The organism is Terriglobus albidus, assembly GCF_025685425.1.
Lineage (GTDB): Bacteria > Acidobacteriota > Terriglobia > Terriglobales > Acidobacteriaceae > Terriglobus > Terriglobus albidus.
The window spans coordinates 333,316-355,874 of sequence record NZ_JAGTAS010000058.1 but is presented as its reverse complement, the minus strand read 5'-3'; the positions used below and the strand labels follow the sequence as shown (position 1 = coordinate 355,874).

The following is a 22,559-nucleotide window of genomic DNA, read 5'->3' as shown; positions in this document are numbered from 1 at the left end:
GAGTGGGGTTTCCGCATCTATGGGCGTTTTCCGCAATGAAAACGTCGCTGCACGGCCCTTCCGGAATACCCAGCAACAGGGAAGATGCTCTAAACGGCCGGCGATGTGCAATCCGGGGTGCATGGTTCCGTATAGCGGACTATGGTTTGGCAGGTTCGCCGGCTCCGGGTTGCGCATCATCATAGGCAACCGGACCAGCTTCAGGCTCGATGCCGGCGCTCTTCATGACCTCTTGCGCCTCTTCGGGCCACTGGCCGTTGCTGACCAGATGATCGTTGAGGATCAGGTCGTTCTGATAGTTGGTCCACATGCCGCCGATCTTGGTGCCGTCGTGCCAGTTCGAGTCAGCAGTGTTGTCGGGTGAGATGCGAAGCGGGTAGGCGGCACGGACGGTATTGATGTTCAGCCACTCGCTGTCGGGATCCTGTACGACGTTCCGGCGGACCGTGATGTAGCGTGAGCCCTCATCGAGATAGAGGCCGATCATCTTACTGTTGTCGAAGATGTAGTTCTCGGTGATCAGCGTTCCCGGGCTGGCGGAGAGGTTATAGATGGCTCCCCCGTCGTGGAAGAAACGCTTGGCTCCGTGGATGCGGTTGCTGGCGACGACGGTGTCACGATGCGTGGTTGGCGTGGCGTAGACAAGATTGGCCTTCCAGTCATAGCCATGCATCCGCACGCGGTAGTTGGGATTGCCGCCGGCATCGTGCATCCCCCAGCCATAGCCGATATCAATGGCGTCGTACGGCACCTCGGAGATATCGTTGTGCAGAATGATGGCCTGCGTGATGTAGGTGCTGAGGATCGCGCTATTGTCGCGGAAGGTCTTGCTGACCAGGCGGATGCGGTTGTTGCGGATGATGAGCTGGCGGTTCACCATTTCCGGGCGCGGAGGATGGTGGGCGTCACGATGAACGCCACCGGCAAGAATGGCGCCTCCGCCAAGATCGGTGAAGATATTCGCCGTCACCGTGATATCGCCGGTTCCGAGGCCAATGCCGCTCAGCATGGCGTCGGCATCATTGCCGATGCCAAGGGCATATTGACCGAGATGCGCGAAGACATTGCCTTCGAAGGTGATGCGTTCTGCCGCGGAGACCTGGACGCTTGCCGGCATCTGCTGCCATTCGTTGCGTACGCTTTCAAACTCGGGGCAGCCGAACTTGCAGGTACTTAGCGGATCGGCAGGATAGGCGATGGCGCGGCCCGTCAGGTAAGAACCGCTCTGCTGGCTGGCATAGCCCTCGGAAGAAGATGGGCCCATCCAGGTTGTGTGCGAGAAACGAATGCCGCGGAAGCTCAGATTCCTGGCGGGTGTGTCATAGCTGCCGCTGATCGAGAGCAGTACGGTGAGCCGCGGAAGCTCAACATCGGCCCTGGCGAGATCGACGCCGGCTGACGGTTTGAGATACAGCTTGCCCTGGCGTGGATCGATGTACCACTGGCCAGGCTCAGAGAGGAAGGCCAGTGCATTGCTGAGATAGAGATGCGCGAGCTCCGGATGGTAGGGGAAGGCAAGACTGTCGTATCCCCAGAGATTGTTGTCCCACGCGGGCTGCTGCATCACTATCTTCATGCCGTCGATGCGTGCGACCGGAGAGAAACGCTCAGTGAAGAAGCCGGTTCCACTGACGAGAATGCGGGATGGGTCCGGAAGCGTGGCCAGATAGTTGTACTTGGCGTCGTGGAGTGTCAGGCCCTCGCGCGTAAAGGTGACGTCGGTTCTTGGAAGCTCTACGCGTGCGCGCGGCGCAAGATGACCGTCTACCCAGAGATCGCTACTGTCAGTTCCTGTGGGCACGTCAGCAACCCAGATATTTTTGGCGCGGTCGAAGACCTTCCATCCGGTGACGGCCATACCGCCGGAGATTACGGGCTTTGCATCCTTCGCTGCACGCCATACCACCTGATGGCCGTTCTGTCCGCCGTCCGCGGCATTGAAAAGAAGTGGATGGGCGATGCGATACATCCCGTCGCCTAGTTCCACGACGACATCATGTTGCCGGTTGATCTCTCGCACGGCTGCCTGTGCTCGTTCGAAGGTACGCAGCGGCTTGCCGGCCGAGCCGTCGTTGCTATCGTTGCCGTTCGGAGCAATGGAGAGAATGACGGCATCGGGGGCGAGCTTCTGAGCCAGGACCCGGGGGGAGGCCGCGGTCAGCAACAAGGTGATAGCGGTTATTGTTCTGTGCATCGTATCTGAACCTCTGCGCCGTCATAGCGCACTGTTTCTGTTTTCACTCCTGCATCGGCGTAGATTTGAATCGTCAGCTCGCGGGATGCGGTCATCGTGGGGAAGCTGCCCTCGCGGGGCAAAACGGTCAACTGTTGTTGTGAATCATCCCAGCGAAAGTGGGTAAGGGTATAGTCGCCCCGCTCATAGGCGTAGCCATCGCCGGCATCTTCATAGTGCGTGAAGGTTCCATTTGCACCGGGATAAACGTGTACGGTGTATGGCGCCTCTGGGAACTGTCCAACGAACTGGCGCACTGGTCCCAGCACCAGGATGGAGCCGGAACGGACAAAGACCGGGATGGTCTGAAGTGGCGCATCGGCATTGACCCACATCCCTCCCGCGTGAGGTATGCCTGTCCAGAAGTCGAACCAGTCAGATGATGCCGGTAGATAGACTCTGCGGGTATGCCGGCGTCCTTCAAGCTGCTGCGATGACCGGCCGTAATACATTGGCTCGACTACCGGAGCGATGAGGAGGGAATCGCCTAAAAGAAAAGTGTCGTCCATCTGCCTTGCAACGGGATCATCGGGAAACTCCAGTGCCAAGGGGCGAAGCATGGGAGCTCCGGTGCGGCAGACGGCAGCCATCAGCGAATAGAGATGGGGCACAAGACGGGAGCGCAGCCGGATGATCGCAGCCAGTGCATCATAGAACGGCTCGCCGGGTTCACCGAATCGCCAGATCTCGCGGGCGGCGTCTGTACCGTGAGATCGCATCATCGGAAGGAAGCAGGCGTACTGCATCCAGCGAACGTAGAGCTCCCAGAATGCCTTATCGCGGCAGCCGCTGTCAGCAGCATCTGGCTGCAGAGCGTCCATGGGAGTGAGTCCACGGCAGCCATCGTTGTAGTCACCGCTCCAGAACCAGAGCGCAGGATCATTGGCGACGAAGAAGCCTCCGGCATCGGTCGTCCAGAAGGGCTCGCCGGTGGCGCAGAAGTTCACGCCTTCAGGGATGCAGCGCCGTAGCGTCTCCCAGGTCCCGCATATATCGCCGTTCCAGGTAATTGTGCCGTAGCGATGCTGGCCGGCATAGGACGACCGCGTGAGGTTCAGTACGCGGCGATCTTCCGTGGCACTGCGCTGGCCATCGTAGATGCCTTGCGAATGCAGGAGAGAAAAACTATTGATGCGGGCTTCGTCGATGTATCTCTTCGCAGCATCGGTATTGATACGCAGCCGGGTATGCGGTTCGGGTTTTACGGCGCCGGCCCAGTCTGCTTCGAAGGGTTCCGTACAGTCGCACCACCATGCGTCGACGCCATGATCGAAGAGCCCGCGTTTCGCTTGCTGCCAGTAAGTGGCTCGTGCCGTGTCATCGAAGGCGTTATAGGTCGACTGATTACCGAGCATCTGTTGTTTCTGCTGCAGCTCGACTTGGTTCTCACATCCGCCGGCCATGATGGGCCAGATGGATACCATCAGGTGTACGTCTATGTTGTGCAGCGACCGAGTCATGGCGGACGGATCAGGGAAACGGGCTAGATCAAAGCTCTTCTGTCCCCAGCCGGAGCCGTTGGGCCAGCTCTTCCAGTCCAGCACAATGCAGTCGAGAGGAATCTCGCGTCTGCGGTATTCGTTGGCGACAGCGAGGAGCTCCTCGGCATTGACGTAGCGTTCCTTGGACTGCACGTATCCCAAAGCCCACTTCGGCAGCATCGCCGGCTTGCCGGTAAGGTCGTAGTACTGTCCGTAAAGCGCTTCCAGCGTGCTTCCGCAAAAGATGTAGTAGTCCAGCTCGGCGACGGTATCGGCCCACCAGTAGGAGCCCAGGGCGTCATCGTGGAAGGTCATCAGCGATTCGCAATCAAGCAGGACTCCGTATCCCCGCGATGAGATCAGTACAGGCACGACCGCCTTCATATTCTGCTGATACAACTCGCGGGAACGGCCACGAAGGTTGCCGTATCCCTCCTCGTGTGATCCCAGTCCGTAAAGAGCTTCATCTTCGGCAAAGATGAACTCCAGCTTGGCCTCGAAGGCCTCGCGATCGAAGACGGTCTCAAAAGATTCCGCGGCTGCACGTGCGCCATCGATACTTTGCCCTGTGGTGATGGCCTGTGTTGTGGAGAAGAGATTGCGATAGACCTTCTTTCGCGTCAGCCACTTGCCCCCTCGGTCGGGTTCCTGGAGAAGAACTTTGCCCTGAGAATCCTTTACGGTTAGAGCTCCGCTCGCTTTCGAAACAGAAACTTCGATCGCGTTTGTTGAGAGGCGATAAAGATCCTGCTCCTCCTCAACGCTAAAAGATACGTGTTCACGGACTATGACGATGGCAGAATTGCGCTCGGCAAAGGCGCTGTCTTCCGTGTACGTGACGCGGACAGTGGCTTCAGTGGGGAAGCTCAGTCGAAGGCGACGAGCTCCCGAGACGAAGATAGCATCGCCGCGACGTTGTTCAAGCTGGAACATCAGATACCCGCACTCATGGCTACGGCCGCGGCGCGGCGCAACTCAAGGTCTTTGCGGATCTGCGGTTCCAGCCGCTCATACCGCTGGTAGAAGAGGACTGGAATGGTTGCCATAGCGTAGGCCACCGCCGGCAGCCATATAAAACTCAGGTTGATGCCATGCAGCGACTGTGCCGTCTGTTGGACGTGTGGGATGTAGTGATAACGGTCCAGAATCCAGGCGGGAATTGCACCGCCGAGACCGCTGCCGGCTTTCAAACAGAAGGAGAAGCCGATGGCAGTAAGAAAGCCGGTTGCCCGGATGCCGCACTTCCATTCGCCGTAGTCAACGCTGTCAGACAGAATCGTGAAGGGTATCGCCATGGCCGCGCCGCTGGCAAAAAAGCCGAGTCCCCAGCCGGTCAATATGAGTGGCACGGAATATAGGCGTGCTCCGGCTGCAAGCAAAAGCTGCCCAGCGACACAGCCCAACAGGCCGGCAGTCCATAAATTGCGTTTCGATGTTTTGCGGCAGAGCCAGGGAAGCAGGAAGACCGTTCCCAGAGAGACGAAGTCCAGGCTGTTGGCAACGGAGATGAGATCGCGGCGATGCAGCGTGTATTCAAAGAAGTAGGGTGCCGCCGAGATGCGGGCGATGAAGGCGATCCAGAAGAAGAGACCACTTGCGAAGGTGATCAGCCAGGGATGGTTGCCGCGGATCGCGCGCAGGCTCTCGCGCAGGGCGATCTTCTTGTGCTCTTCCACGACTGCCTCCCGCAGATTCCGAAATGCAGTCAGATAAAGCAGTACGGAGCCGACGGCGTAAAGCGACATAACGATCAAAAATCCCTTACGGTCATTGCCGCCTCCAACGCGATCCACCAGGCGCAGGACAGTCAGATTGACGAACAGGACGGCGAGCTTTGACCCGAACATACGGAAGGTCGTAAGCGTGACGCGTTCGCGGGAGTCTGAAGTGAGTCCGCAGAGAATGGATGTGACGGGCGTATTAATGCCTGTGTAAAGGATGCTGCAGATGGCATAGGTAACACCGGCATAGAGAACCTTTGCCGTGCCGCTGAGATGCGGTGTGAGGAAGGTAAGCACGCCGAAGATGGCGAACGGACTGCACAGCCAGAGGAACCATGGGCGGCTCTTTCCAAGCCGGCTATGGATGCGGTCGAAGAGAATGCCCCAAAGCGGAGCGTCCACCGCATCCAGGCAGCGGGTCGCCAGCAGAATGGTTCCCGCGGCAGCCGCGGAGATGCCATAGACATCGGTATAGAACTTCAGCAGGTAAAACGAGACGACGCAAAAGATGAGCTGGCCCGCGACTTCGCTGGCAGCATAACTTAGACGTGTCTTCAGCACACCCTTCTCCCTTTTCTTCGAACGGCTACAAAGCATAAAGGCCGCTGACGGCAATTCGCCAGCGGCCTGTCATCCAAGGATCAGGCGACCTTTTCCTTCGATGGTTCGGGGAAGGGGCCGTATTGTTCTGCAGTATCGTCAGCGTGATTGTAGATATTCTTGCCATCCTTCAGAAATGGAGTGGCCATGGCCCAGGGCTTGCCGTCCGGACGATTAATCGGCGTCGCGCTGTACTGGGGAAGATAAATACGCCGCATATTGTTCGTCTTGTTCGGCCCGCTGCGATGAAAGACATAGCTGTCAAAGGCGACGATGCTTCCGGCAGGGACGATGACCGCATCGCCGGGATCATTGCCTGTATAGCCGATCAGGTCGTTGGTGCCATCTTCTTTGGTGTGGTCGATGATGCTGTTCTGGGTTCCGCCCCGCGAATGGGGCAGCAGATAAACGGTGCCGTTTTCTTCGCTGACGTCATCCAGCGTGCACCAGCAGGTCACGTAAGGCTTGTGCTGGGTGGTTGGGTTGTACCACTTCACGTAGCCGGAGTCCTGGTGCCAGGCGAACTTCATACCCTGTTCGGCGCCTTTGACTACCCATTGTTCATGGAAGAGATAAGCGTCAGGGCCGACTGTCGCCGCAGCCACCTGGGCCATAAGATCGCTGAAGACGAAGCGCCACAGCCGGGAGCTGAGACGGTAGCGGTTATTGATGAAGTATCTCTTGCCACGGTGGCTGATGTTTTCCGTTTGAACGCCTTTGGCGTCCATCATGGAATCGTAATAGCCGAGGTAGTAAGAGCACTCCTCACGCAACATGCTCAGCATCTCCGGAGGAATGACGCCCGGCAGGATCATGTAGCCTTCTGTGCGGTACAGTTCGCGTTGTTGTTCCGTAATGATCGCCATACGCATTGCAATCTACGTAGTAGAGATTACCTTTGGCTTCTCATTTTTGAAATTAGTTGTTATCGTATTTTGTCGTAGCGAGCACCGTTATGCGCGAGCGCCTGCAAATTCGTCCGGAATTCGATGGAAACGTCTGGCTGTACCACAACCTGGGCTGGACCAACCGGCGCCACCACCATGCCGAGCTGGAACTGAACATCGTCACCCGCGGAACGGGCAGTTATCTTCTGGGAAGCCGGAAATACCAAATTCGCAGCGGCGATCTGATCTGGCTGTTCCCCGCGCAGGAGCATGTGCTCTTTGAAGAGTCGGCAGATTTTGAGATGTGGATCGCGGTCTTCAAGCGCCGTGCCGTCAAACGCTTTGCCATCGACGAGTTCAGTACCCCGCTACTGAAACTCTCCCGCGAAGGCGAGTGTTGCCGCCGCCTGACATCGCAGGAATTGTCGCGCATGGAGGCACATTGTGCCGATCTTCTGGCGGGAGCGAAGCAGCCTGGATTTCTGAATGCAGGTCTCAGCTACCTGCTGCTGTATGCCTGGCAGTGTTTTGAGCGGGCGGGCACGGTTCCGGTACGCGATGTCCATCCCGCTGTGGAGCGGGCTGCCCGCCTGCTGCGCGACGAGGACAATACATTAAACCTCGACGAACTGGCGCGGCGATCGGGACTGTCGGCTGCACGGTTGAGCCGCCTGTTTAAGCAACAGACCGGCTTTGCGATGGTGGACTTCCGCAACCGTCAGCGGATTGATCGTTTCCTGGATATCTACGGCAACGGGCAACGGCAGACGATGCTCGATGCCGCCCTGGAAGCCGGGTTCGGTAGTTATCCCCAGTTCCACCGCGTCTTCCGAAGAATTATGGGATGCGCCCCGGGAGAGTATCGCCGTGGTGACGCGAGCTGACACGCCTGCAAAGGCCTAGAGGATCTATTCAGGGCAACGGCCAAACTGGCACGATGGTGCTGTCTGAACCGGCCTTGCAATGGCAGGGAAGGGCGGCTTAAGCTTGCGCAGTTCCCATCCTGGAATCGAATACGTCAGCCATTATCGCTCAACGGCAGGGAATTACTCTCGCTGATCCAGGAGCATGGATTATGCCTTTGCTTCTCTTGGGAATGCCTTGTTGACTGCAGCTAGTTGATCGAGAAAGACGTCACGAATTGTCCCATCAAGCTCTACCGGAACATCCCACGTAACGGCGCCACCGACGCCCAGAATATTTCCTGTGTAGGTCACGATCTGTTCGGAACTGAAGCGCGGTGCTCCGGAACCCCACTTCTCTCCAAGGAAGCTGAGCATGTGGAGCTGGCTTCCATCAACCTCCCCCTTTTCGGCTCGGCGGATGGCGACAAGTTCCGGTTTGTCGATCTCACCCGCGGTGAAGTCCTCTTCGGGAGTTATTGAAAGGAAGCGATAGAGCACACCCGGATTGAACGCAATGCAGGAAGCAGCATTTCCCGCCCGGGCGGCTGCTGCGAAGCTGGCGAAGTTGGGCGCCTCTGCGGTGCGGTACATCGTATTCGGAAAATAGCAACCATCGAACCACCAGCCGGCAACTTTCTGCTCCCAGCGGCGAGACCACTCCTCAATAATCTGCTGCCACTTTCGTTGGAAGTTCTTGTTCGCATGCGGTCCGTTGGACCACTCCAGGGCAGCGACAGCAGCTTTGTCCTGCGCCGGCGCGCCGGACGGAAGGTAGACCATCAATCTGATATCGTGCCGCCTGAGCGGCTCGTAAAGATCGCCTACCAGGTCACGATGCGAGCATTTGCTGAGATTGTTGCCGACAATCCTGTCGTACACCGCATTCGGAGAGAGATAGTAACCGGAGTTCTGGCCAATGCTGATCTGGTAATAGCCGGCCCCCACGGAATGGAGGCGTTTCGCCATAGCCTCCACATCGAACCCATTCACCAGCTTGTTCCAGAGCTCGATAGTCATGTCGAGCTTGTGATCGCGAGCTTTCCAGTCTGAGAGATAGTGTGTCATCACTCCCCAGCGGTAACGCTGGTCCTGCATCCATGCGGCTCGGCCCGTAGATGGACTGCTTTCCTTGGCGGATGCCGGGTTCTGTGCCGGTTGCAATGCCTGGAGCGGGAGAGATCCTGCAACGAGAGCGGCAGCGCTGCCTGCGAGGAAGCTGCGACGTGACGGAGTGGTGCGGCGTGTGAGATCCATGGTGCTCCTTTACGAACGTCATACGTAATGCCGGAGAACTGACCCAATATGGACCCCATACAGATTGCCCGTCAATCCTTCAGTAAAAAATATATTTCACAAGTGAAATTCACCCATGATAGGCTGTGTGCGCTCAGAAGAGTAAGGGAGTTGTGTGTGCGCATGATGTTCAGCGTTCGAGGTGCAATGGCTGTGAGAGGTTTCATTCGGTCTGTCTGCTGTTCGTCCGCCATGGTTCTGGCGCTGCATGCTGTGGGGTACGGGCAGCATATGACGCCGGATGAAGCGCAGCGGCAACTGGATTCAGGAAATGAACCGATGAAGGTCGGCGATGCGGCTCCCAAGGATGCTGCCGCCGTCAAAGACGCGACTTCAGGCTGGTATGCAGCCTCGCTGAAGACACGGGATCAGAGGCTGGAATGGTGGAGGGAGGCGCGGTTTGGCTGTTTTGTGCACTGGGGCGCCTACTCCGTTCTTGGCGGAGAGTGGAAGGACCGTCCGAACCCGGGATATGCCGAGCACATCATGCGGGTGAACCGCATTCCGGTGGAGACCTACAAGAATGAGGTCGCGGCGAAATTCCATCCGGATGCGTACGATGCAAAATCGTGGGTGCGGCAGATGAAGGCCGCCGGCATGCGATATGTCATTATCACGTCGAAGCATCACGATGGATTCGCGATCTGGCCTTCGGAGGTGAATAAGTACAACATTCGCGATGTCGCGCACTTCCAGCGCGATCCCCTGAAAGAGCTTGTGAATGCGGCTCGGGCAGAGGGACTGCATGTCGGCTTCTATTACTCGCACGCCTTCGATTGGGAAGATCCCAATGCTCCTGGAAACGACTGGGACTATACCAATCCCGCCGGCGACAAGGCTCTCTTTGGTGGAATCAACTGGTACAACGCGCATCCGGAGCTGGTGGCCAAAGTCGATAAGTACATCGATGGAAAAGCGATTCCTCAACTGAAGGAGCTCATCGCCAGATATCACCCGGACATTCTCTGGTTCGATACTCCCAGTAAGCTGCCTTTCTATGAGCAGGCAAGGATCGTGAAGGCGGTTCGGGGAGCTGATCCCAATGTGGTGATCAATGGCCGCGCAGCACGGACAAAAGGAGTGAATCTCGGCGACTACCTGGACACGGCCGATCGTCCCGAGGAACTGCGGCCGACTCCGGGGGATTGGGAGGCGATCCCCACCACCAACGAGTCGTATGGCTATGACAAGCTCGATCCAGTGCATAAGCCGGTGCCGTACTTCATCCAGTTGCTGGCAAAGACCTCCGCAAAGGGAGGCAATATTTTGTTGAACATCGGACCCAAGGGAGACGGAACCATCGATCCGCCGGATGCAGAGATTCTGGCAGGCATTGGAAAGTGGATGGCGGTGAATGGAGAAAGCATTCATGGCACGGAGAGAACTCCTCTGGACCGCCAGGCTTGGGGTGATTCCACCGTCAAAGGGAACACTTTGTACCTGCATGTCATGAACTGGCCGTCAGACGGAAAGCTCCTGGTTGGGGGACTTACCAGCAAAGTGACGCAGGCTTATCTGTTGAGCGATACCGCAAAGCATCCCTTGAAGACCGCCGCGGAAGGAAATGACCTGTTGGTGCATGTTCCGGCAACAGCTCCGGACTCGGTTGATACCGTGATCGTGCTGAAAACCGACGGTCCTGTTCGCGGGCAGATGGGCCGGCTACTGCAGGCGACGTCAGGTCCGAACCGGCTTCTTGGCTTCGATGCCGCTTCTCACGGAACTGGCTTCGTCTATGGGGACGGTAAGACCGCGCAGTATTACGTGGATGGGCTGGAGAAGGCGGGGAACTCTCTCTCCTGGAACGTCCGTTCGGACAAGCCGCGGCGATACGAGGTTGAGGTGAAGTACTCGACTCCAAAAGGTTCCAATCCTACCGGAGGAAAGTTCGTGGTGAAGATGGGCGACCATGTCCTGACCGTTCCGATTGAAGCGACAGCGAATCCAAAACAGATCAAGACTGCGAGTGCTGGAACATTTGAAATTCCATCGGGGACGCTGCGGGATATCACCATAACCATGGAGGGCTCGACGGAAGCCGTGCATCTTTTTGAGCTGGAGTTGAGGCCGGTGCAGTAAGAGACGGCCATGCGATGAAGTAAGAGACTAGAGGATTTTCCCTGTTGCTGGGTAGCCCGGAAAGAGAGTGCAGCGGCGTTCATTGCGGAAAACCCCCAGAGATGCGGAAGCCCGACTCCACACCTACAGGGAAAATGTTCTAGCACAACCGCTCCGGTTCAGATAGGCAATAGGGCATAGATGTGAATACTATGTTTCATTTACGAGAAGAAGTTAGAAACGAGGAGGGGGCAGCAAGTTTTTATTGATTGGTGACGACCGATAGGGTACCCTAGCGACTCTCATGAAAAACTTGTTGGCCCGGCTTCTGAGCTTCTTCTGCCTGTTTTTGTCTGTCTCGTCCCTGTCAGTCCTGACCGGCTGTTCAGCGAACCCCGCTTCCAATTCGAATACGGGTTCATCGCAGTCTACTGCGATGAGCATTACATCCGTCGCGCCCAAAGACATCCCGGCTGGTTCGACGACGGTTACCTTGACGGTGACGGGCACTGGGTTTACAGCAAGCACCCAGATCGTTCTCAATGGCGTGACTGAGACGACGAGCTATATCAGCAGCACCGAGTTGCGTGCGACGATATCTACCGCCCAGCTTGCAACGGGTGCGATTCTGAATCTGTCGCTGAAGGACGGAGCGAAGGTTATTGCAGCGGACACTTCCAATAATGTCCAGGTTAGCAATCCAGTTCCCACGGTTACGACATTGTCTCCGGGCAATATTCTGGTCGGTTCAGCCGCCACGGATGTTACTGTTTCCGGAACCAATTTTGTTTCAGGAGTTGCACTGTCGGTGAACGGAAGTCCTCGTACTACGACTTACGTCAGTGCGACGCAATTGACCGCGAACCTTACGGCGAACGATTTTGCAAATGCTACTCCATTACTGCTGAACGTGGTTAATCCCCAACCCGGTGGAGGCGCGTCAGGTACGATTGCGTTTTCGGTGAACAACCCGGCGCCCACGATTACCTCTGTTTCTCCAAACACCGGAAGTGCCGGATCCGCGGCAACCACGGTGACGATTACGGGATCAGGCTTCGTCGCAGGTACCAATCTGCTGGTGAACGGCGCTGCGCGGCCTTCAACATTTGTCAACAACACGAGCATGAAGGTAGTGCTTAGCGCGGCAGATCTGGCGAGTTCTGGAACGTTGGCGATCGCCGCGATCAATGCTGCCCCCGGCGGTGGTATCTCATCCACCTCAGCCTTTGCTGTGAACAATCCTGCTCCGGGAGCGATCACGTTGACACCGTCTTCCGGTTTAAGTGGATCGGGCGCATCGCAGGTGAGTGTGGCCGGTAGTAATTTTGTTCCTTCGACCGTGATTTATGTAAACGACACGCCACGCGCGACGACCTACATCAGCTCGTCGCAAGCGATTGTCTCCCTTACCGCCGCCGATTTGGCGACGGCCGGAAGTCTATCCATTGTTGCGAAGACACCTTCTCCAGGAGGTGGCAACAGTGCGGTCGCGAGCTTCGCGATCAACAACCCTGTGCCGGGTGCTCTGACGGTTTCTCCAAGCACCATTGCTACCGGGACGGCCACCCAAACGCAGGTTACTGTCACAGGAGCCAATTTCGTTTCGAGCTCGGTCGTGCAGGTGAACGGAAATGCGCGTCCAACGACTTATGTGTCCTCGACTCAGTTGCTTACAACCCTTACTGCTGCCGATCAAGCGACCTCCGGCAGTCTTTCCATCACAGTGGTGACTCCGGCCCCGGGAGGGGGAACATCGAGCGCGGCCTCCATTGCCATAAACAATCCAACGCTGGGTGCTATTACAGTATCGCCATCTTCGGTTCCGGCCGGTCGGACGACGAACACGACGATCACGGTTGGCGGCGCAAACTTCCAGCCCGGCACGACAATTCAGGTGAATGGCTCACCCAGGGCAACCACCTATTTCAGCGCATCACAGGTGAGCTTCATCCTTCTACCGGCTGACGTTACGACGACAGGCACGCTTAACATCACCGCGGTTAATCCCGCTCCGAACAGCAGCATTTCCGATACAGCACGGCTTTCCGTCGTTACGCCGACGGTGTCTCCGGTTATCAGCTCGATCTCTCCTTCAAGCGCGATTGTCGGATCTTCGTCAGTGCAGTTGTATGCATACTTGTCGGCGGGATTTGTATCGTCGTGCACCCTGCAATGGAATGGGGTTTCGATACCGACGGGCTACACCTACGGTCAGATATACAATCCCAGCGGCAGTTATCCATATACCTACGGGTATTCTCTGTACTCCTCAATCTCAGCGTCGAATCTTGCCACCAAGGGGAACGTGAGCATCACGGCGTATTGCCCTACTGCTTCGAACCCAACATCGAACGCAGTGACGTTTAGTATTACCGATCCCCCGGTGCCGACGCTCACGAGTCTTTCCGCAACAGCAGGACCAGTGGCTAAGGACACGAGTTTGACCCTTTATGGAACGGGCTTCACCGCGGCCACAGTGGCATCGTTCAATGGGTACCCCCTGACAACGAGTTACGTGAGCTCTACCTCTCTGACGGTTACTGTGCCGGCCGCCCGTCTGCAGTTCCCAGGGATTGGCCGCTTTACTGTGACCACGCCGGCGCCCGGTGGCGGCACATCTGCCGCACTGGGCTATACAACGTATGTTCCGATCGTCAGCAATAGCATGGTTTATAACCCGGTGGACGGGCTTCTCTATCTATCAATTCCCTCCGGTGTAGGAGCTCCCTATGGGAATTCTGTAGTGTCCATGGATCCTGCAACAGGCGCTCTTGGTGCACCTATCTTCGTCGGCAACGAGCCTAATAAGATGGCTGTTACGGCGGACGGCAAATATCTCTGGGTCGGATTGGACGGTTCTTTCGGCGTCCGAAAAGTAGATCTGACAACAAAGCAAGCCGGATTACAGTTTGCTCTGAATATTTCCGGGTCATCAAGCAATGCCGGCACGGTGATGAGCATGATCCCCATGCCCGGTCAAACGGATTCCGTGATCCTGCTGCAGGGTAGCTACTACTCCTCACAGCTCGCGATCTATGATGCGGGAGTGTTGCGTGGAGCGCTCGGCACGAATTCCTATTACTCGCAATATGCGTTGCAGGTTGATTCAAGCCGCAATGAGATCTATGTGGGCGGGTCTGGGTTGTACACATATACCTATAGCTCTTCCGGTATCACGGCGAAGGCAAGCAATACCAATTCGAATATTCAGATAGCGAGCAGTTCGCTGGATGACATGCAGCTTTCCAGTGGAAAGCTCTATGGCAACTTCGGAAAGGTCTACGATGCAGAGGCGGGAACAACGCTATCTTCGATGTACGTTTCGGGTACAACAGTAGCTCAGGGGCCAACCTTCCTGGATACAACTCTGAATAAGGTCTTCATCCTGGACTCTTCCAGCGGATACTGCTGCTCCAGCTACAACCAGATCCAGGTCTTCAATCCGGCAGACTCGACGGCGACCGGTGCGGTGATTCCGATCTCTGTTCCGTCCTACATCACTAATTCGTCCGGATCATCGATCTACCTGTCTCCGCACAAATTGGTCCGTTGGGGAAGAAATGGCCTCGCATTCCATACGACCGGCGGTATCTTCTCGCTCCGGTCGAATAATGTGCAGGATATCTCCTCCGAGGTAGCCGATCTTTCTGTCGCCGTATCTGCCTCCGGCGATACCACGACCGGGGCGAACTCTACCTATACCGTGACTGTCACGAATAGTGGTCCTCAGACCGCAACTGACGTCGCACTTGCTTTACAGATTCCTTCCACGGGCAAGCTGCAGAACGCGACATCATCGAGTGGAAGCTGCGCTGCTTCCACCGGGGGCTGCAGCCTCGGTTCTATTGCAAGCGGGGCCAGCGTGACAGTAACCGTCACGGTGTTACAGACGACCGCCGGCACGGCGACTCTCTCGGCATTCGTCAGCAGTTCTACCACCGACAACACCAGCACAAATGATTCTGCCAACGCGTCATTGAATGTCACCGGGGCTGATTACTATCTTGCGCCGGCGCTGACCTCTGTTTCCCCGAATGCCATTAAGAGTGGAAGCAGTGATACAGCAATTACGATTACCGGTCTGAACTTCAATGCGAACTCTGTGGTCATGTTGGGAGCAACGGCTCTCAACACTACCTTCACGAGCTCCACTCAACTCTCAGCAATGGTGCCCGCATCTCTCCTGACAAGCATGGGATGGTCGGTAATTACTGTTTCGACACCGGCTCCTGGAGGTGGTGTTTCAAATGCTGTTCCGCTTACCATCTACACCGCGCTCTCGCTCGGTGTGAACCATGTTGTGTACGACCCTTATAGCCGCAAGCTGATGACCAGCGTTTCGACTGGATCCTCGACGATTGCCGGCAGTTCGCTGGTTGCACTCACTCCGGAGACGGCGACCTTCGGAACCCCTGTCGCTCTCAGCGTTGTGCCTAATAAGCTTGCTCTGAGCAACAGCGGTCAGACACTGTATCTCGGAAACAACTCGAACCAGACCATTGATCGTTACAACATGGCTACGGGGGCAGTGACCACTCTCTCCATTCCTGGCAGCACAACCTGCACCTATTGCGGTGCGGTTCCGCAGGAGATTGCTGTATCTCCGGGAAGTGAAAACACCGTCGCTCTATCCATGTCCAACTACTATCCATACGTGTTGGGAATTTACGACTATTCAACCGTTTCGAATACACTCACCCGTCGTACGAACTACTCGAGCTATTACTACAATGCGACGTGTCTGCGCTATCTTGACTCGGCATCCTTGTTCGCCAGTCTGGATTACAACTCGTCCGTCACCTACTTTGGAATAGACAGCAATGGTCTGACATCCACTTCAGGTACGGCCTCAGCGCTCAGCCGCTTCGGTTGTTTCAAGCTTGCAGGCAATAAGGGATACTCGTACAACGGTGGAGTGGCAACGTTTTCGTCCGGCGGTGCTGTTACTCAGACCGGAGCTTTCACGATGCCTAGCTCGTATAGTGCGAACCCTACGGCCATGGAGCCGGACACCTCTCTGCGCACGATATTTTTCGCAGGGAATACGTCCAACCAATCGTATGGAAATACGGATGGAATCGTCTCTTACGATACAGGCACCTATCTGAGAACCGGTGCGATCTCGTTGAACATCCCGACGATTGAAGGAACAACGAGCTTTAACATTCAGGATGTCGTCCGCTGGGGGCAGGATGGTCTGGCTCTAGTAACCTCAACCGGCCATCTCTATCTGCTTCGTGGACCATTCGTTGTGCCACAACTCCTGGGCACAAATACATCCGCGACACTCACTTCATCTTCGTTGTCAACCATCACTCATGGAACCGGCAACACGTTGTTGACACTCACAGGAAGTAACTTCCTGCCGGGTGTCGCGGTGACGTGGAACGGAAGCTACCGGACTACCACCATTGTGGATTCAACCCATGTGACCGTCGCCATTCCGGCCTCTGATTTGACCACGACCGGAAGTGCCTCCGTGGTGGCAACCAATCCGGGAGCGACGGCTTCAGGAACTCTTACGATCACGATCAACTAAACCAGCAGGCAAACCAAAGCGCCGGCCCCGCAATGGGCCGGCGCTTTTTTGTTGCGAGTATATGATCCCAGTCGACGTCCTTGTAAATGAGGGCGAGAGCCCTGGGAGTTATTTCAGCGGAATATCAATGACCTCAATCGTATTTGCAGGCACGTTATGAGAGAGTTGTGGCTTCCAGGTTGCATTCGACTTTACCGGCTTGATGACGTCGGGGTGTTCGATGGTGTTTGTGATCCAGCGACTGGCTCCGTGCAGGGTATAAACCGTAGCATTTCCTGACGCTGCATTTGGAATCTCGAGCGTCAGCGCTTGAGCAGAGCTCGATCCATTGACCAGTTTGAGGTGAAGCACCTTTTCCGCCGTGGAAACAGTTGCCGACCAGAAAAAACGTGGATTCTCCCCGCTTGCCGTAGTCTTCACCGTGTGATCACCCAGATGGTTCGCGAAGAGCACCTGGGTATAGTACGAAGGCGATCCGTAGGAACGTAGTGCATCATAGCCAATCAGATCGGATGACCATTGCATTCCACCCGGATTGACGTTCACCATCAGCGGGGCATATGCGGCCATCACGATGAGATCGCTATTGCGTTCCATGCCGGTCATGAAGGCGGCGTCGCCGAGCGCGGCTCCAAAGTCGGGTGTCGGTGATCCGGTGCGCGTCGCCCACTCTCCCACAAAGATCTTCGGCCCCTTGCGGTCTGCGTCGTCGTATTTGTGGACGAGGGCGAACATCTCCTCCGGATTCCTATAGTAGTGGTCGTCCTGCACATCAGGATCTCCCTTGGTGTTGGGCGCGGTTGAGATCAGTTTGTATTGCGGGTATTTGGCACGGATCGCCTTCGCGAATGCCTGGAAGCGTTCATCATAAGAACCGGACTTATCGAAGTAATCTTCATTGCCAATCTCGATGTAGTGCAGCGGGAAGGGAGCAGGATGGCCGTTCTTGGCCCGGATCCCGCCCCACTTTGTGCTGGTGTCGCCGGTCACGTACTCAATCTCGTCGAGAGCATCCTGGATGAACGGCTCCAGATCCTTGCCGGTGACATGTTCTCCTTTGAGGGAGTAGCCGGCGTAGACCGCCAGTACAGGCTCGATCTTCAGGTCTTCACACCATTCCAGGAACTCCAGCAGGCCCAGGCCATCGGAAGAGGTGTAGTTCCACGGGCTCCGGTGTGTGGGACGATCGACGAGAGGACCGATGGTCTCCTTCCAGTTGAAGCGCTCTTTGATGGTGTCGCCTTCAAGGTAGTTTCCGCCAGGAAGACGCAGGAAATTGGGCTTCATAGCCGCCATAAGCTCCATCAGGTCAGGACGGTTTCCGTTGGCGCGGTTGTGATACGTCGGGCCCATGACGGAGACCAGTTGCAATGAGACGGTGCCTGGTTGATCAAAGAGGACTTCGAGGTGATGCTGTGCGGAAGCAGGGATTCCAGCCTTTGAGCTCATCTTGAACTCGTATTGCTTCCATGTGCCGCCACTCAGGTCGGCTGTTGTCTCCGCGACAGCTTCTCCCGTCTGATCAGCGATCAGGAGGAGATGCGCCTTCATAGGCGAGTCGGCCTTTGCATAAAGGCTGCCGGTGTAGGTCGTGGATGGTTTGGCTCCCATTCCCCAGAAACCAGTATTGGCCATTCCTGCTTCGTCGCCGGCGCCGTGGACCTTGATGGTCAGTTTCATGCTTGAGCTAAGCGCTGAGCTGGGGCCGTCCGATCCGGCGTCGATCTCAACCTCACCATTGCCGCGAGAGGCAGGCAGCCAGGAGGCAAAGCTTTTGCCCCGGTGCTGGAAGGTGCGGTTACGGATTAGCTCCGCATAGAGACCTCCGTCGTAGGAGTAGTTGATCTCCTCTGTCATCAGGCCATAGAGGGTGGGGCTGACGGGGGAGAGGGCTGCGTCGGTTTCAACCTTAAGGGTTGCGCTCTGTGCGGATATCTGGCTGGAACCGAAACTTAGAAACACGGAGGCGATGAGCGGCGTGAGAACTGTCCTGGCGAGGGTGTTCATGCGGTCTCCCGTTAGATTTGGATCGTGGATCTGGGTAAACGTTTTCTAGAAAGACGACGATACGATCCGCCCCAGGTGTTGTCAAGCAATCCCTTGCTCCTGACGATTGCGGCCATGGCGAATGGGCCTACCAATCAAAAAGAGATCGGCGAGATTGCACGGGTGAGCCCATCCGGAAAGGGATGTCAGGCAATCCATCCCAAACGGCTGGAAGATGGCGGTAAGGCCCCTGAAATTCTTTTATTTTTGCGAGCCGTGGTAACAGGAAAGCCACTGGAACCCGGCATTCAGACTCTCAACTTCACCTTGGAGACGCGGACCTTTGAAAACTTCCGTTGACACGTTTTTCTTAAAGGTAGTACCTTTTGACCCGATTTTGAGGAGAGGCGGATTTGAAAGCCTGTACCTCGCATTCAGGGGGGAAGTGATGGTTCGAGATATGCTGCTCGCGAAAATTGCCAGGTCGCTAGAGTGTTTTTCCTGTAGGTGTAGAGTAGGGATTTCCTATCTATGGGCGTTTTCCGCAATGAAAACGCCGCTGCACTCCTCTGCCGGCATGCCCAGCATCAGGAAAAAGGCTCTAGGAAGCGCCGCATTTATGTCTCTCTTCATGGTCGTGTCCGCACTGGGGCAGGTAGACCAGGGACGCTTCGTTGGTCACGTAGTCGATCCGCAGGGAAGTGCTGTAACGGGTGCTTCTATCAGCGCCACAAATCTTGACACCAACATCACACAGACAGCGAAGACCGACGAGAACGGCGACTATGTGATTACGTCGGTTGTGGCGGGAAACTACACGGTAAAAGTCGCTGCACAAGGTTTTGAAGGCGCTGTAACCCAGCGGATCGAGGTGCAGGTCGCGCAGATTGTCCGCCAGGACTTCAGCCTGAAGGTCGGCTCGACCAGCGAGACGATTGAGGTGAGCACAACGGCTCCGCTGCTGAGCACCGACAGCGCAACCGTCGGACAGGTGATCACCAATAAGCAATTGACGGAGCTTCCCATCAATGGACGAGGATTCTATCGCCTGGCATCCCTAACCCCGGGAGCAGCTTTGCTGCCGCCCACCGGAAATTCGCTCGCGATCCGTCCGGAGGTTGTGAATGGAAACGTAATCAGCGGAATCCGCGGTAGTGCCACCTCATTTCTGCTGGATGGCAACGATGTGAGCGAGCAGCACCAGGGCGGAACCTTCATTCAGACCTCCATCGATGCGCTGCAGGAGTTTTCGGTACAGCAGAGCCCGTACTCCGCTGAATATAACCGTGGCGGCGCGTTCTTCAACGCTACGGTCAAGTCCGGCACCAATCGTTTTCACGGTGGACTATTTGAGTTCCTGCGAAATGAGAAGCTCGATGCCCGCAACTACTTTTCTCCTACCCGGGCAATCCTGAAGCGCAATCAATTTGGAGCCTCGCTTGGTGGACCGCTCTTCATCCCGAAGTTTTACAGTGGCAGGGATCGCACTTTCTTTTTCGTCAACTATGAAGGGCAGCGCCTGCGTAATGGTCTGGTGGTCAATATGATTGTTCCTTCGGATGCGCAGCGCTCTGGGAATTTCGGTACAAAGACAATTCGGGATCCGCAGACCGGAGTGGCGTTTACGAACAATACGATTCCCACGAATCGTATTTCCTCGCAGGCCCTGGCCATTCAGCAGTACATCCCGCGTCAGAACACCTCTTCGGGAACCTTCGCCGCTGTACCCTCGCAGGCAATCGACTTCGATCAGTACATCGTTCGGCTTGATCATCAGCTGACGGCCAGGAACCGACTCTTCGCCCGGTGGGTGTATGTGACCAACCACGAGGTCGATCCGAACAATGCGCCGGCGCTGGGAACCGCCAATCTCACCTCGATCGGACAGGACATTGCGGCGGGGCTGATCACGAATATCGGGTCGACCATGGTGAACGAGATTCGCTCGCACTTCCTTCCCAGTCATGTGCGGCTGCAGGCGTTTCTGCAAGGCCCGGATTTCAATGCAAAGTTTGGCATTGCCGGTTTGAGTGAGACGCTGAGGGATGGGAAGAGCTCGTTTCCCGACTATAGCTTCAGCGGATACTCTCCGATTCAGGGATCGACCTTTGACCAGCGCCCGAAGTCGCAGGACCGCAAGGCATGGGAGATCAGCGATAACTTCACCATCCTGAAAGGGAAGCAGTCCATCAAGATGGGCACGCTGGTTCGCTACTATCAGTGGCTGGGCTATGACAGCCAGACCTATGCCGGCTCCTTCGGTTTCAGTGGGAGCGCCAGTGGCGACGCCTATGCCGACTTTTTGCTGGGCCTGCCGAATACGGGAAGCCGGGCCTTTCCTGCGGTCAACTTCGGAGGACAGGTTTGGTCGAAGCAGTTCTATGTGCAGGATGACATACGCCTGGGAAAACTGACGTTGAATCTTGGCTTGCGTTATGAGTACACTCCCTGGCTGGATGGTTACAAAGGCCAGGTCGGAACCTTCGATCCATCTCAGTCGAAGCCGATCATCGTCTCTGGTGACGGCACGGTACCGGATCTGACGGCGCAGCCTGCGGCTCCTACGGCCTATCAATTCTTCGGTCAGTTCATTCAAACCACCGCACAAGCCAGGCTTCCGAGGAACGCTACCTACACTGACAAAACCCAATTTGGCCCAAGAATCGGCCTAGCCTATTCCCTGGACAACAAGACCGTGATTCGTGCGGGATTCGGAATGTTCTACGAGCCGGAGGGAACCAGCGGCCGGGTGAACCTGAACACGTTGCCTTTCCGCTTGTCGGAGACGGTGGCTCAGACGCAATTCTCCGGGCCAACTGTAAAAACGCTTGCCGACTACTACCAGGGTTCGAAGCTTGGTTCGACGACGGCGAATCCCACGCTGTCGCCAACCCGCCTCCATCTGAACATGGGGACAAACATCCATTACAGCCTCAACATTCAGCGGCAGTTTTCAAACCACGATGTTCTGGAGATCGGTTATGTGGGCAATCGCGGCGTCCATCTGAATGGGACGAACGATATCAACGTTCCCCCTCCAACCACTGGCACAAGCTCGGTGCAGTCGCGCCGGCCGTATCAGCCATGGGGGAATATCACCTACAACACGCAGGATGTCACCAATCACTATGACTCACTGCAGACCAAGTACGAGCACCGCTTCCATGGCGGCTTTAGCCTCCTTGGCGCTTATACCTATTCGAAGACATTGCAGTACAACCAGGCTTCCGCGCTCGGCGGGAACTCCGCGTACGAGTATGCGCTCGCTGCTTATGACGTGCCTCATAACCTGGCCATGAGCGGGCAGTATGAGCTCCCCTTTGGGCGTGGGAGAAAGATGCTGAGTAATGCCAATGGGTTTGTCGATTCTTTCATCGGAGGATGGCAGGTGCAGGGAATCGTAATCCTGCGCAGTGGAACGCCATTTACACCGGTCGTCTCAGGCGACGTGGCAAAGACCGGTGTTGGCAGCCAGAGACCGAATCTGAATCCTGCGGGAGGTTCGCCGAGCTTCAAGAAGTCGTTGACAAAGTGGTTCGATACCTCGCGCTACGTGGTCGCTCCAACAGGAACCTATGGCAATGTGAGAGCCAATACGCAACGCAGTGACTTGTTCCGACAGTATGACGCATCGATCTTCAAGAACTTCTCCCTTCCAGGAGAGAGCATTCTGTCGTTCCGTGCGGAATTCTTCAACGTGTCGAACACAACCAGCTTCGCGGCTCCCAATGCTACGATCGATGCGACAGCCGGAGGGCAGGTTAGCGCTACTTCGGTGAATCCACGCAGCATCCAGCTTGCCTTGAAGTATCGGTTCTAACCAAAAGGCCGCTCGCGATATAGACGCGGGCGGCCT

Annotated in this window: 11 protein-coding genes; 5 read left to right on the top strand and 6 right to left on the bottom strand. The window is 56.3% G+C overall.

The window, feature by feature from the left end:
* Positions 1–139: 139 nt before the first annotated feature.
* The 4 genes from OHL21_RS20595 to OHL21_RS20580 all read right to left on the bottom strand — a co-directional run bounded on the left by OHL21_RS20595 (position 140) and on the right by OHL21_RS20580 (position 6,907).
* Positions 140–2,194: a right-handed parallel beta-helix repeat-containing protein gene (locus OHL21_RS20595; protein WP_263419187.1), complete on the bottom strand. Its 2,055-nt coding sequence runs from the start codon at positions 2,192–2,194 to the stop codon at positions 140–142.
* A complete protein-coding gene (locus tag OHL21_RS20590) occupies positions 2,179–4,647 on the bottom strand; it encodes a glycoside hydrolase family 31 protein (protein ID WP_263419186.1) in 2,469 nt (822 codons plus the stop codon). The genes OHL21_RS20595 and OHL21_RS20590 overlap by 16 nt, the downstream gene beginning before the upstream one ends.
* Complete coding sequence (locus tag OHL21_RS20585; RefSeq protein WP_263419185.1) at positions 4,647–5,996, bottom strand: MFS transporter; 1,350 nt, start codon at positions 5,994–5,996, stop codon at positions 4,647–4,649. Before OHL21_RS20585 ends, OHL21_RS20590 begins: the two co-directional genes overlap by 1 nt.
* Before the next feature lie 80 nt (positions 5,997–6,076).
* Positions 6,077–6,907, bottom strand: coding sequence for a phytanoyl-CoA dioxygenase family protein (locus OHL21_RS20580; protein WP_263419184.1), 831 nt, complete (start codon positions 6,905–6,907; stop codon positions 6,077–6,079).
* Between the two features lie 83 nt (positions 6,908–6,990).
* Here OHL21_RS20580 and OHL21_RS20575 point away from each other — a divergent pair, with 83 nt between their 5' ends.
* On the top strand, positions 6,991–7,806 hold the full coding sequence (locus OHL21_RS20575; protein ID WP_263419183.1) for an AraC family transcriptional regulator: 816 nt from the start codon (positions 6,991–6,993) through the stop codon (positions 7,804–7,806).
* Between the two features lie 189 nt (positions 7,807–7,995).
* On the opposite strand, the gene OHL21_RS20570 is transcribed toward OHL21_RS20575, so the two are convergent.
* Positions 7,996–9,081, bottom strand: coding sequence for an alpha-L-fucosidase (locus tag OHL21_RS20570; RefSeq protein ID WP_263419182.1), 1,086 nt, complete (start codon positions 9,079–9,081; stop codon positions 7,996–7,998).
* A 186-nt stretch (positions 9,082–9,267) separates the two neighbouring features.
* Between OHL21_RS20570 and OHL21_RS20565 the strand changes: the two genes are divergently transcribed.
* Both OHL21_RS20565 and OHL21_RS20560 read left to right on the top strand, forming a co-directional pair.
* Complete coding sequence (locus OHL21_RS20565) at positions 9,268–11,199, top strand: alpha-L-fucosidase (RefSeq protein ID WP_263419181.1); 1,932 nt, start codon at positions 9,268–9,270, stop codon at positions 11,197–11,199.
* 415 nt (positions 11,200–11,614) lie between these two features.
* The gene (locus tag OHL21_RS20560; RefSeq protein ID WP_263419180.1) at positions 11,615–16,717 is read left to right on the top strand and encodes a beta strand repeat-containing protein; all 5,103 of its coding nucleotides are present in this window, start codon (positions 11,615–11,617) and stop codon (positions 16,715–16,717) included.
* Positions 16,718–16,825: 108 nt separating this feature from the next.
* On the opposite strand, the gene OHL21_RS20555 is transcribed toward OHL21_RS20560, so the two are convergent.
* Entirely contained in the window at positions 16,826–18,724 is a 1,899-nt protein-coding gene (locus tag OHL21_RS20555; RefSeq protein ID WP_263419179.1) for an alpha-L-arabinofuranosidase C-terminal domain-containing protein, read from the bottom strand.
* Positions 18,725–18,817: 93 nt separating this feature from the next.
* Here OHL21_RS20555 and OHL21_RS20550 point away from each other — a divergent pair, with 93 nt between their 5' ends.
* Together OHL21_RS20550 and OHL21_RS20545 are read left to right on the top strand one after the other, a co-directional pair.
* The gene (locus tag OHL21_RS20550) at positions 18,818–19,063 is read left to right on the top strand and encodes a hypothetical protein (RefSeq protein ID WP_263419178.1); all 246 of its coding nucleotides are present in this window, start codon (positions 18,818–18,820) and stop codon (positions 19,061–19,063) included.
* A gap of 259 nt (positions 19,064–19,322) precedes the next feature.
* Positions 19,323–22,523, top strand: a complete 3,201-nt coding sequence (locus OHL21_RS20545) for a TonB-dependent receptor (RefSeq protein ID WP_263419177.1) — start codon at positions 19,323–19,325, stop codon at positions 22,521–22,523.
* Positions 22,524–22,559: the final 36 nt, after the last annotated feature.